This window comes from Streptomyces sp. NPDC002276 (genome assembly GCF_053891435.1).
On record NZ_JBSFCQ010000001.1, the window covers coordinates 188,856 to 201,085 of the forward strand.

At 71.7% G+C, this 12,230-nt stretch carries 13 protein-coding genes; 8 read left to right on the forward strand and 5 right to left on the reverse strand.

Annotated features, from left to right (window positions below; all coding sequences use genetic code 11):
- Window positions 1–179 precede the first annotated feature (179 nt).
- On the forward strand, window positions 180–971 hold the full coding sequence (locus tag ACWIHT_RS00910) for a COG4705 family protein (RefSeq protein WP_456162994.1): 792 nt from the start codon (window positions 180–182) through the stop codon (window positions 969–971).
- A 20-nt stretch (window positions 972–991) separates the two neighbouring features.
- On the opposite strand, the gene ACWIHT_RS00915 is transcribed toward ACWIHT_RS00910, so the two are convergent.
- Entirely contained in the window at window positions 992–2,356 is a 1,365-nt protein-coding gene (locus ACWIHT_RS00915) for an ATP-binding protein (RefSeq protein ID WP_456162996.1), read from the reverse strand.
- A complete protein-coding gene (locus ACWIHT_RS00920; protein ID WP_456162998.1) occupies window positions 2,353–3,030 on the reverse strand; it encodes a response regulator transcription factor in 678 nt (225 codons plus the stop codon). The genes ACWIHT_RS00915 and ACWIHT_RS00920 overlap by 4 nt, the downstream gene beginning before the upstream one ends.
- 204 nt (window positions 3,031–3,234) lie before the next feature.
- On the opposite strand from ACWIHT_RS00920, the gene ACWIHT_RS00925 reads away from it, so the two are divergent.
- The 7 genes from ACWIHT_RS00925 to ACWIHT_RS00955 all read left to right on the forward strand — a co-directional run bounded on the left by ACWIHT_RS00925 (window position 3,235) and on the right by ACWIHT_RS00955 (window position 8,926).
- Window positions 3,235–3,738, forward strand: a complete 504-nt coding sequence (locus ACWIHT_RS00925; RefSeq protein WP_456163000.1) for a hypothetical protein — start codon at window positions 3,235–3,237, stop codon at window positions 3,736–3,738.
- 46 nt (window positions 3,739–3,784) lie between these two features.
- Window positions 3,785–4,474, forward strand: a complete 690-nt coding sequence (locus ACWIHT_RS00930) for a hypothetical protein (RefSeq protein WP_456164542.1) — start codon at window positions 3,785–3,787, stop codon at window positions 4,472–4,474.
- Window positions 4,475–4,589: 115 nt separating this feature from the next.
- Complete coding sequence (locus tag ACWIHT_RS00935) at window positions 4,590–5,447, forward strand: DUF1206 domain-containing protein (RefSeq protein ID WP_456163002.1); 858 nt, start codon at window positions 4,590–4,592, stop codon at window positions 5,445–5,447.
- Between the two features lie 115 nt (window positions 5,448–5,562).
- Window positions 5,563–6,438 (forward strand): RNA polymerase sigma factor SigF, encoded by an 876-nt coding sequence (locus tag ACWIHT_RS00940; RefSeq protein ID WP_456164544.1) that lies wholly within the window; start codon window positions 5,563–5,565, stop codon window positions 6,436–6,438.
- 42 nt (window positions 6,439–6,480) lie between these two features.
- Window positions 6,481–7,293, forward strand: coding sequence for an alpha/beta fold hydrolase (locus ACWIHT_RS00945; protein WP_456163004.1), 813 nt, complete (start codon window positions 6,481–6,483; stop codon window positions 7,291–7,293).
- Window positions 7,290–8,567 carry a PP2C family protein-serine/threonine phosphatase gene (locus ACWIHT_RS00950; protein ID WP_456163006.1) on the forward strand — a complete coding sequence of 426 codons (1,278 nt, stop codon included), beginning with the start codon at window positions 7,290–7,292 and terminating at the stop codon, window positions 8,565–8,567. The genes ACWIHT_RS00945 and ACWIHT_RS00950 overlap by 4 nt, the downstream gene beginning before the upstream one ends.
- Window positions 8,564–8,926: an STAS domain-containing protein gene (locus ACWIHT_RS00955; RefSeq protein WP_456163008.1), complete on the forward strand. Its 363-nt coding sequence runs from the start codon at window positions 8,564–8,566 to the stop codon at window positions 8,924–8,926. The genes ACWIHT_RS00950 and ACWIHT_RS00955 overlap by 4 nt, the downstream gene beginning before the upstream one ends.
- Before the next feature lie 4 nt (window positions 8,927–8,930).
- Here ACWIHT_RS00955 and ACWIHT_RS00960 read toward each other — a convergent pair whose 3' ends face one another.
- The 3 genes from ACWIHT_RS00960 to ACWIHT_RS00970 form a co-directional block, all read right to left on the reverse strand.
- Window positions 8,931–9,860, reverse strand: a complete 930-nt coding sequence (locus ACWIHT_RS00960) for an anti-sigma factor RsbA family regulatory protein (protein WP_456163010.1) — start codon at window positions 9,858–9,860, stop codon at window positions 8,931–8,933.
- Between the two features lie 82 nt (window positions 9,861–9,942).
- The gene (locus tag ACWIHT_RS00965; protein WP_456163012.1) at window positions 9,943–11,109 is read right to left on the reverse strand and encodes an ArgE/DapE family deacylase; all 1,167 of its coding nucleotides are present in this window, start codon (window positions 11,107–11,109) and stop codon (window positions 9,943–9,945) included.
- Window positions 11,106–12,224 (reverse strand): pyridoxal-phosphate dependent enzyme, encoded by a 1,119-nt coding sequence (locus tag ACWIHT_RS00970; protein ID WP_456163014.1) that lies wholly within the window; start codon window positions 12,222–12,224, stop codon window positions 11,106–11,108. Before ACWIHT_RS00970 ends, ACWIHT_RS00965 begins: the two co-directional genes overlap by 4 nt.
- Window positions 12,225–12,230 lie beyond the last annotated feature (6 nt).

Genomic DNA, 12,230 nt, shown 5'->3' on the forward strand with positions numbered 1-12,230 from the left:
ACGGTCGTCGGGAGCGGTGCTTCTACCACCGGCCGTACGCCGCTGACCAGGTCTCCGGCCGGCGCGTTCAGGTTGTGTTCAGGCTCGGACGGGCCTCGGCCAACTCACGCACCAGAAGCGCAAAAGCTCTGGCAAAAGGGGCTGGGGCGAGCGCCGGACAGCATGTCATCGTGCCTGCCATGACGACAGATCACCTCACGCATCACAGGCCCCCGGGCCACGCACGAAACACGGCGAGCAAGGTGCCGGAGGTGACCGTCTACTTCTGGATCATCAAGGTGCTGACGACCGGAATGGGCGAGACGGCCTCCGACTTCCTGGCCCACGCGTTCGGCCCGATCCCCGCCGTCGGCCTCGGCGGCCTCGCCCTGGTGGCCGCCCTCGCGGTACAGCTCGCCGTCCGCCGGTACGTGGCCTGGATCTACTGGACCGCGGTCGTCATGGTCAGCGTCTTCGGCACGATGGCCGCCGACGTCCTGCACGTCGGTCTCGGTGTGCCGTACGCGGTCTCGACGCCGTTCTTCATGCTTGCGCTGGCCGCGGTCTTCGCCCTCTGGTACCGCTCCGAGGGCACCCTGTCCATCCACAGCATCCACACCCGGCGCCGCGAACTCTTCTACTGGGCCACGGTGTTGGCCACCTTCGCCCTGGGCACCGCCGCCGGGGACCTCACCGCCACGATCGGCCTCGGCTACCTGGGCTCCGCCGTCCTGTACGCCGTCGCGATCGCCGTTCCGGCCGTCGCCCACCGGTGGGGCGGCCTGAACGCGGTGGCCGCGTTCTGGACGGCCTACGTCATCACCCGCCCGCTCGGGGCGTCCGTCGCCGACTGGATGGCCGTGGGCCACGGCCGGGGCGGCCTCGCCATGGGGCTCGGACCGGTCACGCTGGCCTGGACGGTGGCCATCCTCGGCTTCGTGGGGTACCTGGCGTTCTCCCGCAAGGATGTCGGGCAGGGCAGGGCGGCATGAGGTGAGGGACAGGTACGTGGTCACCCTGCGGGCAGCGTGACCACGAACCGTGCCCCGGGCGCGTGCCCGGCGTCGTACGTCACCTCGCCACCGGCCGAGCGGGCGAGGCGCCGGGCCAGGGGCAGGCCCAGGCCCGCCCCGCCGTGGCCGTCGTCAGGATCGGCCCGTCGGCCGGGCTCGAAGAGCAGCCCGGCGAACGCGGACGGCACGCCGGGGCCGTCGTCGACGACGTCGACGCCCACACCGTCGGCTGTGCGGTGCACGCGGACGGCGACGGTGGAGCGGGCATAGCGGCAGGCGTTGGCGAGGAGCGGGCTGACGATGCGTTCGAGAAGAGCGGGCGGCACTCCGGCCACCAGGGACGGGCCGTCGACGGTGACCGTCAAGTGGTCTCCTGCGCAAGGGACTTCGGCCAGTCGCCGTAGCGTGGGCAGGGTCTCCGCGGTGCCCGGGGCGGTGAGTGCGCCGTCGCGGGCGTCGGCCAGGAGGGTGTCGCAGATGGTCCGCATGGACTCGGCGGCCTCCGCGATGACCTGGTGACTGGCGTGGGTCTGGTCGGCCGTGCGGGGGCGGGACCGCCACCAGTCCAGCTCGGCGATGATCCGGCTCAACGGTGTGCGCAGCTCGTGCGAGAGTTCCCCGGTGAGCTGCCGCTCGTGGCGCAGCAGGGTGCGGATGCGGTCGAGTATGGCGTCCAACGACGCGCCGAGACGGGCGAGTTCGGCCGGATGCCGCGTGCTGCCGAAGCGCTCCCCAGAGGCCACGGCGCTCCACTGGCCCGCCTGGTCGGTCATCGTGCGTACGGGACGCAGGGCGCGGCCGACCGCCAGCCGGGTCAGGACGTAGGTGCAGGCGAGCATGACGGCGTCCAGCGCGAGCGATCCCAGGAGCAGGGTGTCGGCCGAACTCCGGTACGGGGAGAGGTCCAGCGCCGTGACGACGGTGGCGCCGCCGGAGATCGGGCGAGAGCACAGGCGCAGCGGTCCGTGGGCGTCGGCGGTGACGCACCGCTGCCCACCGCGCCCGGCGAGCGCGTCGGCGACCCGGGTCAGGGAACCTGAGGCCGGCGGCGCCTCCAGCAGCCGCCGCCCGGAGTAGATCCACACGTCGGCGTCGAGGAGCGCGTCGTGGGAGGTCTCCAGGACGCGCACCGTGGGGCCGCTGGTGTCGACCGTCGTCTCCACGGCGGCTGCGCGGGTGCGCAGTTCGTCGTCGGCCTGGTGCTGGAGGCGGTGGCCGGCCACGGAGTTGAAGGCGACGGTCAGGACCAGCATCAGCAGCGTGGCCGTGACGAGAGCCACGAGCGAGAGCCGGCCGCGCAGCGTGCGGGGCGCCGCACGGCGCAACAGGCCGGTCGCACGCCACCGGCGACGGGCACCGCTCATGCGCCACTGGCGAACGACAGGTGATGGCCGACCCCGCGGGCCGTGCCGATCGTCCGTTCACTGCCCGCCGCGCGCAACTTGCGGCGCAGCCGGGTCAGGTACTGGTCGAGGGTGTTGTCGTGCACCCGGGCCCCTTCGGGCCAGCCCGCCCGGACCAGTTCGCGGCGGCTGACGATCCCGCCGTGGGCCGCCATGAGCGCGGCCAGCAGCCGGAACTCGGTCGGCGTCAGATCGACCCGCGCGCCCCGCACGTCGACCGTGTGCCGGACGGCGTCCAGCACCAGGTCTCCCGCCGTGGCGGCGGGCGGCGGCGCGGCCCGTTTGAGAGCCGCCCGCAGCCGGGCGGCGAGTTCGGCGAGATGGAACGGCTTCGACAGATAGTCGTCGCCCCCGGCCGAGAACCCCGACAGCCGGTCGGGCAGCCGGTGATGCGCGCTGAGGAAGACCACGGGGGAGCGGAACCCGTTCGCGCGCATCGCCTGGCACACGTCCCGCCCGTCCGCGTCCGGCAGCCCGATGTCGAGTACGGCGGCACTGATGTCGTCGGTGGCCAGCCGCAGGGCGGTGGCGCCGTCCGACGCGGGGACGGTGTCGAAGTCCTCGTCGCGCAACCCGCGCATCAGCACGTCCCGCAGGGCGTGATCGTCCTCGACGACCAGGATGGTCCGGCGCATGCTGCTCCCCTGGGTGACTACAATTCTGTAGACCGTCTACGGCACTGTAGACGATGACGGGGTGGGAGTGCGCCGCACGGCAGTCGGGATGCGTTCAGGTATCCGATGGCACGGTCGGGCCGCATGACATGCGAATCCGCAGAGACATAAGAGACATCAGGGGCGGCGTAGACATCCGGGATCTCGGCAGCCTCCGGGACCGCCGTGCCCGGTGTCGCCCGGCCGCGCTGGAACAAGGTGGCGGAAGTCACCCTCTACTTCTGGATCATCAAGGTGCTGTGCACGACGGTCGGCGAGACCGCGGCCGACCTGCTGAACGAGAAGGCGGGCCTGGGTCTGACCGGTGTGTCCGTGCTGATGAGCGGGCTGCTGGCGGTGGCGCTTGTGGTGCAGTTCCGTACCCGGGCCTATCGCGCCGGCGTCTACTGGTTCGCCGTGGCCCTGGCCATCGCCGCTGTCGGCATCGCCCACTTCGCCCTCGGCCTGGACGCCGTGCGCAGCTTCTCGATCGCCTACATCCTCACCCGTCCGCTGGGCGCCTCGATCGGCGACTACCTCTCCCAGCCGACCGGCGACGGCGGCCTGGGCTTCGGCACCGTCGTCACCAGCGGGCTCTTCCTGGCGGTCATCCTCGGACTGGCGGTGTACCTGACGGTGACCCGCAAGGACGTCGGCGCCCCCGAGCGCCTCGTACGACAGGCGGTCTGACCGAACGACGCGGAAACTGCCCCAAGTCACCCTCGCCTTCTGGGTGATGAAGATCGCGGCGACAACTCTGGGCGAGACGGTCGGCGACCTCTTCGCCCAGACGCTGAAGCTCGGCTACTTCCTCACCACGATCGCACTGTTCGCGATCTTCGTGATCACCCTCGTCGTGCAACTGCGCTCCCGGCGCTACAACCCGTTCTTCTACTGGACGGTCATCCTGTCCACCAGCACGGCCGGCACCACACTCTCCGACTTCATGAACCGCGACGGCAGCGCCAAGTACCTTGCCGACGGCGCCACTTCACTGGGCTGGGGACCGCAGGGCCTGGGCCTCGGCTACCCGACCGGCGCGGCGATCCTCGTCTCCAACACCCTCGGCACCTCCATGGGCGACTTCCTGTCCGACAGCTCGGGCCTCGGCTACGCCGGCGGAGCCGCGCTCGTCACCGGCGCCCTGCTGGTCCTGCTGGCCCTGATGAAGGTGCCGGCGGTCCCGAACGTCCTGCTGTTCTGGATCGCCTTCGTGCTGACCCGCCCACTCGGCGCCACGGCCGGCGACTTCCTCACCGAGCCGGTAGCCAAGGGCGGCCTCGACCTCGGTACGGCGGGCTCGTCGGCCGTCCTCCTCGCGATCCTGATCGCCCTGACGGGCCACGCCCTCCTCAAGGAACGCCTGAGCCCCACCCGGATCACCTCCGGAGCAGAGCGCGACCGGGTGACCGAGCGGACGGGCTGACCGCATCGCCCGTGCCGTCGGACATCGAAGCGCCCGACCGGGGCACGCGGTGATGTGCGGGCCACGTGCCGTGCGCCCGCACATCGACCCGTCCAGTGTTCCCAGGAAAGGCATCATGACGTCGTCTCATACACACAAGTGGGGCCTCAGGAACGGCAGTTCCGCCGACCGCCGGAGCCGTACGCCGGGAGCGGCCGAGGGGAAGCGGGCGCTGGCCGCCACCGGGCGCGCCGGATTCGTCGCACGAGGCGTCGTCTACGTCCTCGTCGGCGCCCTCGCCCTGCGGATCGCGTTCGGCCACGGCGGCCGGGAGGCGGACCGGCAGGGCGCGTTGCAGCAGGTCGCGGCGCAGCCCTTCGGAAAGGCGATGCTGTGGATGCTGGTCGTCGGCTTCGGCTGCATGGCGATCTGGCGGGGCTCCCGGGCCCTGTTGGTCAAGGGGCCCCGGAACAAGGTCGGTTCACGGTTGCTCGACGGCGGTCGGGCCGTGTTCTACGGCTTCGTCTGCTGGGGTACGGCGTCCTTCGCGGCCGGGACCGGTGGCACCTCCGGCAGTGACGCGAAGTCCCGGGACTGGACCGCCTCGGCGCTGAAACTTCCTGGCGGCCAGGTGCTGGTGGGTCTCGTCGGCTGCGTCCTGATCGGAGTCGGCGCGACCCTCGCGGTGCGCGCGCTGCTGCGGCGTTTCCTGCGCAGGCTGGAGACCGGGAGGATGAGCCGCCGGGTACGGCAGCTCGTCACCGCGCTCGGTGTGGGCGGCGGTGTGGCGCGCGGTGCCGTGTTCGCCGGGGTGGGCGTCTTCGCGCTGGTGGCGGCCGTCCGCTTCGACCCGCACCAGGCCAAGGGCATGGACGCCACCCTCCGCACCTTCGCGCACACTCCGGCGGGCCCGTGGCTGCTGGTCGCCGTGGCCGTCGGGCTCGTCCTGTTCGGCGGTTTCTCCTTCGCGTCGGCACGCTGGCGCCGCCTGTGACCGGTGCCCCGACGAAGCCGGTGGGCAGGGCCGGGAAACAAATATGGTCCGCGTGGACATGAAGTCGCCCGGAGCGGGCACGTGGGGTTCGTCCTGTCCTCCCACTTAAGGCGGCATCGTGGTCTCCTCCGCGAACACCCTCGGCGCAACTGCCCCTGCCCGTACGGGAACACGGCAGACAGCGGACGAACTGCCGTGGATCGAGGACGGGTCCAAGGTCGCCCCCAAGGACGCACGCGTGATGTCGCGCCTCTTCCTGGACCGGCTGCGGGAGTTGGAGGAGGGCACCCAGGAGTACCAGTACGCGCGGAACACGCTGATCGAGATGAACCTGTCCCTGGTGGCCTTCGCCGCCCGCCGCTTCCGCAACCGGGGCAGCGGCGACATGGAGGACGTCATCCAGGTCGGCACGATCGGTCTGATCAAGGCCATCGACCGCTTCGACCTGACGCGCGAGGTCGAGTTCACCTCCTTCGCGATCCCCTACATCGTCGGCGAGATCAAGCGCTTCTTCCGTGACACCACCTGGGCCGTGCACGTCCCGCGCCGCCTCCAGGAACTCCGCGTCGACCTCGCCAAGAGCAAGGAGACCCTCGCCACCGAACTGGGCCGCACCCCCACCGTGAAGGAACTCGCCGCCCACCTGGAGCTGACCGAGGACGAGGTCATCGAGGGCCTCATCGCCGCCAACGGCTATGTCGCCGGCTCCATCGACACCCCGGGCGGCGACGACGAGACCGACGGCGCGCCGAAGTACGCCGACACCCTGGGCGACGCCGACCCCGCCCTGGAACTCTTCGAGGACCTCCACACGCTCGCCCCGCTCCTGCGACGGCTCGACGAGCGGGAGCGGACCATCATCGAGATGCGCTTCGGCCAGGAACTGACCCAGGCCGAGATCGGCCGCGAACTGAACCTCTCGCAGATGCACATATCCCGCCTGCTGAACCGCACCCTCAAGAAGCTGCGCATCGGCCTCCTGCACCCATGACCCCACCGGCACAGCACCGCGCGGTCTGTGAGGATGTGCCGCATGGGTGTGCGCGGCAGGAATCAGGTGACGGTGTCCGGACGGGCCGACGGGCCGGTGGTGGTGCTGGCGCACGGATTCGGGTGCGACCAGCACATGTGGCGGCTGGTGGTACCGCTCCTGGAACGCGACTTCACGCTGGTGCTCTTCGACCATGTGGGAGCCGGACGTTCCGATCTGACGGCATGGAGCCCGGAGCGCTACTCCACGCTGGACGGCTACACCGAGGACGTGCTGGAGATCTGCCATGACCTGGACCTCGGCCCGGTGACCTTCGTCGGGCACTCGGTGAGCGCGATGATGGGCGTCCTGGCCGCCGCGCGGGAGCCGAAGGCGTTCACCGGCCTGGTGCTGCTCGCCCCCTCGCCGTGCTTCGTCGACGACCCGGCCACCGGCTACCGCGGCGGGTTCAGCGCCGAGGACATCGACGAGCTACTGGGCTCACTGGACGCGAACTACCTGGGCTGGTCGGGCGCCATGGCACCGGTGATCATGGGCAATCCGGAGCGCCCGGAACTGGGGGAGGAGCTGGCCAACAGCTTCTGCCGCACCGATCCGGAGATCGCCCGCTCCTTCGCCCGCGTCACGTTCCTGTCGGACAACCGGGACGACCTCGCCGACGTCACCGTGCCCACGCTCGTCGCGCAGTGCTCCCGGGACGCGATCGCGCCCCCGGAGGTCGGCGAGTTCGTACGGTCCCGGATCCGGGGCAGCCGTCTGGTCACCCTGAACGCGACCGGACACTGCCCCCAGCTCGCCGCACCCGAGGAGACGGCCGCCGCGATCGCCGACTTCGTCGAGGCCACCCGCCGATGAACACGGGCGACGAGACCGGGAGCGGCGAGCACCGACCACCCGGGAAACAGTCCGGTGCCGACCACGCCGCGTTCTCCGCCCTCCTGGAGGACAGCGCCGAGGACCTCTACGAACACGCGCCCTGCGGCTACCTCTCCACCCTTCTGGACGGCACGATCGCGAAGATCAACACGACGCTGCTCGACTGGCTCGGTCACGAACGCGGCGATCTGGTGGGCCGCAGGACCTTCTCCGACCTGCTGACCGTGGGCGGCCGTCTCTACCACGAGACCCACTTCGCCCCGCTGCTGCGCATCCAGGGCGAGGTCAGCGGCATCGCCCTGGAACTGCGGACCACCGACGGTGGCCGACTGCCGGTGCTGGTCACGTCCACGGTCAAGACCGGCGACGACGGCCGACCGCTGCTGATCCGCACCACCGTCTTCGACGCCCGCGACCGCCGCGCCTACGAGACGGAACTGCTGCGCGCCCGCCGCCAGGCCGAGCGCGAACGCGAAGAACTCATGCGCCTCAACGCCACCCTGCAACAGACCCTGCTGCCCCCAACCCTCGTGAACGTGCCCGGACTTGACGTCGCCGCGTACTACCACGTCGCCTCCACCGACATGGTCGGCGGCGACTTCTACGACCTCTTCCCGCTCTCCGCCGGGACCTGGGGACTGTTCCTGGGGGACGTGTGCGGCAAGGGTGCCGCCGCGGCCGCCGTCACCTCGCTGGCCCGCTACACACTGCGCGCCGCCGCCGTCTACGACCCCGACCCGGCCGCCGTCCTGAGCAACCTCAACACCGTCCTCAACCACGAGTACAACGGCCACGACCCGCGGTTCTGCACTGTCGTCTTCGGACTGCTCACCCCCGAGGGCGAGCACGGCGGGTTCCGCATCACCCTGGCGAGCGGCGGCCACCCCCCGGCCCTGCTGCTGCGCGCGGACGGCAGCGCCGACCAGGTCGACACCCCCGGCGGACAGCTCATCGGTGTCCTGCCGGACGCGCACATCGCCACCGCCACCGTCCATCTGGCGGCGGGCGACACCCTGCTGCTGTACACGGACGGTGTCACCGAGGCCCGCCAGGCCCGCACCGACACCGGCGACGGCGACCGGTACGGGGACGAGGCCCTCCTCGACTTCGCCCGGGCGCTGGCCCCCACCACCGCCTCGGACGCCGTCGCCGCGATCCGCGACCTGCTCGACACCTTCGGCACCGGCATCGACGACGACACCGCCGTCCTCGCCATCAACGTGCCCCGACCGACCAACGAAGAGCAGCAGTGAACCGACTCGCCGTACAGACCCGGACCACCCCCGCGGGCCCCGTCGTCGAACTGACCGGCGAGCTCGACTACGACAGCTGCACCCAGGTACGCGAACTCCTGCTCGCACTCGTGCTCCAGGACGGCCAGCAGCTCGTCGTCGACCTGACTGGTGTCACCTTCTGCGACTCCAGCGGCATCACCGCGCTGCTCGCGGCCCGCAACCACGCCCTCGCCGCTCGGGCGGACCTCGCCCTGGCCGCGGTCCCCGCGCATCTCGGCCGGATCTTCCACACGGTCGGCCTGGACCAGGTCTTCCGCACCCACCCGACCGCACAGGCGGCCGAAGCGGCCTGGACCCCTCCGGCGACCCGCCCGTGAACCGTCAACGGCCGAGATAGAACCGGATCGTCGTGCCCTCCGGAGCCGTATGCACCCGTACGAGGTCGGCGACGGAGTGCACCAGGAGGAGTCCGCGCCCGCCGGGCAGGTCGCGGGCGGGCGGGCGGCGGCCGGCCAGCGGGTCGGTGAGCCGGCCGCGGTCCGCCACCTCGCAGACGATCTGCTCACTCTCGGCCCAGATCCGCAGCGTTCCCGAACCGCCCCCGTGCACCACGCTGTTGGTGGTCAACTCCGCGACGGCCAGCGCCAGATCCTGGAGCCGTACGCCCGCGAGGCCCAGCCGCTCGGCCTCGTGGACCGCGAACCAGCGGGACTTGGGGAGTTCGCCCGTGTCGAAGGCGAGGGAAGCGGCGCCCGGTGGGTGGACGAGCGGCTCGTTGTAGTGGGCGACCATCCGCTCGGGATCGTAGGAGCCGTCCGGGAGTTCACCCTGCCCGTCGATGACGAGCGGGTGGGTGGCGCGGGCGTCGGCGAGCACCCGCGGTGCCAGACGGTCCGCGTCGTAGGGGCACAGGATCGTCAACTCACGGTCCTCGAAAGCGGAGTTGATCAGCGCCTCGTGCTGGACGCACGCCGGGTACTCCACGGCGGTGCGACCCGGCCAGATCGGTTCCCCGACGATCCGTACCCGGCCGCCGGAGTGCGCGTCGGCGAAGGCCCGCAGCACGCCCGGGATGATCCGTCCGGGATTGCGGCCGACCTCGGTCATGTCGAGGAACCGCACCTCGGCGCCGCCCGGCCCGAGTTCGGCCCTGATCAGTTCGAGTCGAGGGCCCGGAACGGCGACCGCGACGGGCTCCCCGGCCGCCAGACCTTCCCGGACGAACGGCACCGTGCCCGCCGTGTACTGCTCCTCGCCCCGGTAGAACAGCGCGGGATGCGCGAAGGGCCGACCGCCGGTGACCGTACTCATCGCACCGCCACCTCGATCCTCGTCGGCCCGGCCGGAACTTGTCCACGACCCGCGGCAGTCTACGGCGGCACCCGCGAGACCGTCAGGAACAGAAGTCCGTGACGGTGTCGGTGAGGATGTCGGTCAGCCGGTGCAGGGAGGCGATGTCGGCCCATTCGACGGCCTCGTGGGCTCCCGCGCCGTCGGCTCCGAAGAGCAGACAGGGGATCCCGGCCCGGTCCAGGAGGGCGCAGTCCGTCCAGTACGGCTCGGCGAGGACGGCGGGCGTGTGCCCGAGGACGGACCGCGCGTGGTGGAGCAGTGTGCGGACGACGGGCTGGTCCGGGTCACCCTCGAACGGCTCGCGGTGCAGACCGCGGCGCAGCTCGTAGGTGAAGTCCGGGACGGTGGCGGCGAGTCGGTCGAGGATGTCGGTCAACTCCGCCCGGACGGTGTCGGCGTCCTCGCCCGGTACGGTCCGCCGTTCGAGGGTGATCCGGCACTGCGCGGGGTACGTCGAGGGCTCCTCGCCGCCACGGATGACGGAGGCGTGCACGGTGCCGGAACCGAGCCTCGGGTGCCCTTCGGCGGCGGCGAGGCGTCGGCCCAACTCCTCGACGGCCACGAGGAAATGACCCGCCTTGGCGATGGCGTCGATGCCCAGCTCGGGCCGCGACCCGTGGGCGGCACGACCGTGCACGATCACGTCGAACCAGACGAACCCCTTGTGGGCGAGGATCACTTGGAGCCGGCTCGGCTCGGTGACGATCGCCGCGTCGGCGGTGAACGACTCAAGTACCTCCTCCGTACCGGCACTTGAGTTCTCCTCGTCGGCGACACAGGCGAGCAGCACATCACCGCGCAACGGCCCCCGCGCGGTGGCCCGGACGGCGGCGATCATCATGGCCGCGACACCGCCCTTCATGTCGCAGGCCCCACGCCCGTACAGCCTCCCGTCCTCGATCCGGGGGCTGAGCGGCTCACCCTCGTACCCGCCGAGACCCACGGTGTCGAGATGCCCGTTGAGCATCAGCGAACGGCCGCCACCGGTGCCCCGGGCGATCGCGACGAGCGACGGACGGCCCGGATTCCGCTCCAGCCGGTGCACCTCGAACCCGCGCGCGCCGAGCCAGTCCGCGCACAGGTCGGCGATCGCCCCTTCCCCCGTACCCGAGGCCGAGAGCCCCGGATTGACGGAGTCGACAGCGACCAGCCGCTCCAACAGCCGTACGGGATCCAGTACTTCGGATACTTCGGAATTCCGCGTCATCGCTGCTCCTCCGCGTAGGGGTTGGCGGCCGTGCCCTCGGTGCTCAGCAGCACCACGACCGAGTCGGCACCGACGCCCAGGGCGCTACGGCGCTCCGTGGCGCCCTCCCCGGTCAGCGCGGCGCGGGCGCCCGCGAGCGAGGCCGCCCCGCAGGGGCCCGCGGAGACACCGGCGGCGGCGAGGGCGCGGGCGGCCTCCGCGCTGTCGGCGTCCGTGACCGCGACGGCGGCGTCCAGACCGTCACGCAGCAGGGGCCACGCCAGGCTGGACACGGTGCCGCAGTTGAGACCGGCCATGGTGGTGTCGCCGGTCGGCACACTGACCGGCTCCCCACGGCCGAGGCCGGCCAGCACACAGGCCGCGGTGACCGGCTCCACCGACAACAACGCGGTCGGCGCGGCCTCGTCCCGACGGCTGCGGTAGTGCGTGACAGCGGCCTGCGCGAGCGAGCCCACGCCCGCCGGGACGACCACCAGACCCGGCGCCCCGGCGCCCAACTGCTCGTCGATCTCGGCGAACAGGGTGGAGTAGCCCTCCACGATCCAGCCGGGGATCCGCTCGTAGCCGGGCCAGCCGGTGTCCTGCACGAGCACGCACTCCGGCCCACTCACCGCCGCCTTCGCCGCCCGGCGCACGGCCTCGTCGTAGGCGCCGGGCACCAGGACCACGTCCGCGCCCTCGTCCTCGATGGCGGTCACCGCCGCCGGGTGGACGCCTCGCGGCACGAAGACCTGGGCGCGCTGCCCGAACAGCCGCGCCATCCGGGCCACGGCCCGGCCGTGATTGCCGTCGGTGGCGGTGACCAGCCGTACCGGGCCGCCGCCCGTCCGCCCGGCCAGCACCCGGTGGATCGCCCAGGACGCGCCCAGCGCCTTGAAGGCCGGCAGCCCGAGGCGCGCGGACTCGTCCTTGACGAACACCCGACCCACCCCCAACTCGACGGCCAGGGAGGGGAGTTCGGTCAGGGGAGTGGGCGCGTAGCCGGGCAGTCCGGCATGGAAGTCCCGCACCTCGGCCGGAGGCGGCGCGCAGGTCCAGGTCCGGGCGACGGATCTGACGTACCAGGGCAGGCGGCGCGGGGCGGAGCTGCCGGAGAGGAGCGAGGTCTTGGACACATGATC

Excerpts from the sequence above, each read along its gene's own strand:
- ACWIHT_RS00910 (WP_456162994.1), top strand. The coding sequence starts at position 180 with ATGACGACAGATCACCTCACGCATCACAGGCCCCCGGGCCACGCACGA.
- ACWIHT_RS00915 (WP_456162996.1), bottom strand. The coding sequence starts at position 2,356 with ATGAGCGGTGCCCGTCGCCGGTGGCGTGCGACCGGCCTGTTGCGCCGT.
- ACWIHT_RS00920 (WP_456162998.1), bottom strand. The coding sequence starts at position 3,030 with ATGCGCCGGACCATCCTGGTCGTCGAGGACGATCACGCCCTGCGGGAC.
- ACWIHT_RS00930 (WP_456164542.1), top strand. The coding sequence starts at position 3,785 with ATGAAGATCGCGGCGACAACTCTGGGCGAGACGGTCGGCGACCTCTTC.
- ACWIHT_RS00935 (WP_456163002.1), top strand. The coding sequence starts at position 4,590 with ATGACGTCGTCTCATACACACAAGTGGGGCCTCAGGAACGGCAGTTCC.
- ACWIHT_RS00945 (WP_456163004.1), top strand. The coding sequence starts at position 6,481 with ATGGGTGTGCGCGGCAGGAATCAGGTGACGGTGTCCGGACGGGCCGAC.
- ACWIHT_RS00950 (WP_456163006.1), top strand. The coding sequence starts at position 7,290 with ATGAACACGGGCGACGAGACCGGGAGCGGCGAGCACCGACCACCCGGG.
- ACWIHT_RS00960 (WP_456163010.1), bottom strand. The coding sequence starts at position 9,860 with ATGAGTACGGTCACCGGCGGTCGGCCCTTCGCGCATCCCGCGCTGTTC.
- ACWIHT_RS00965 (WP_456163012.1), bottom strand. The coding sequence starts at position 11,109 with ATGACGCGGAATTCCGAAGTATCCGAAGTACTGGATCCCGTACGGCTG.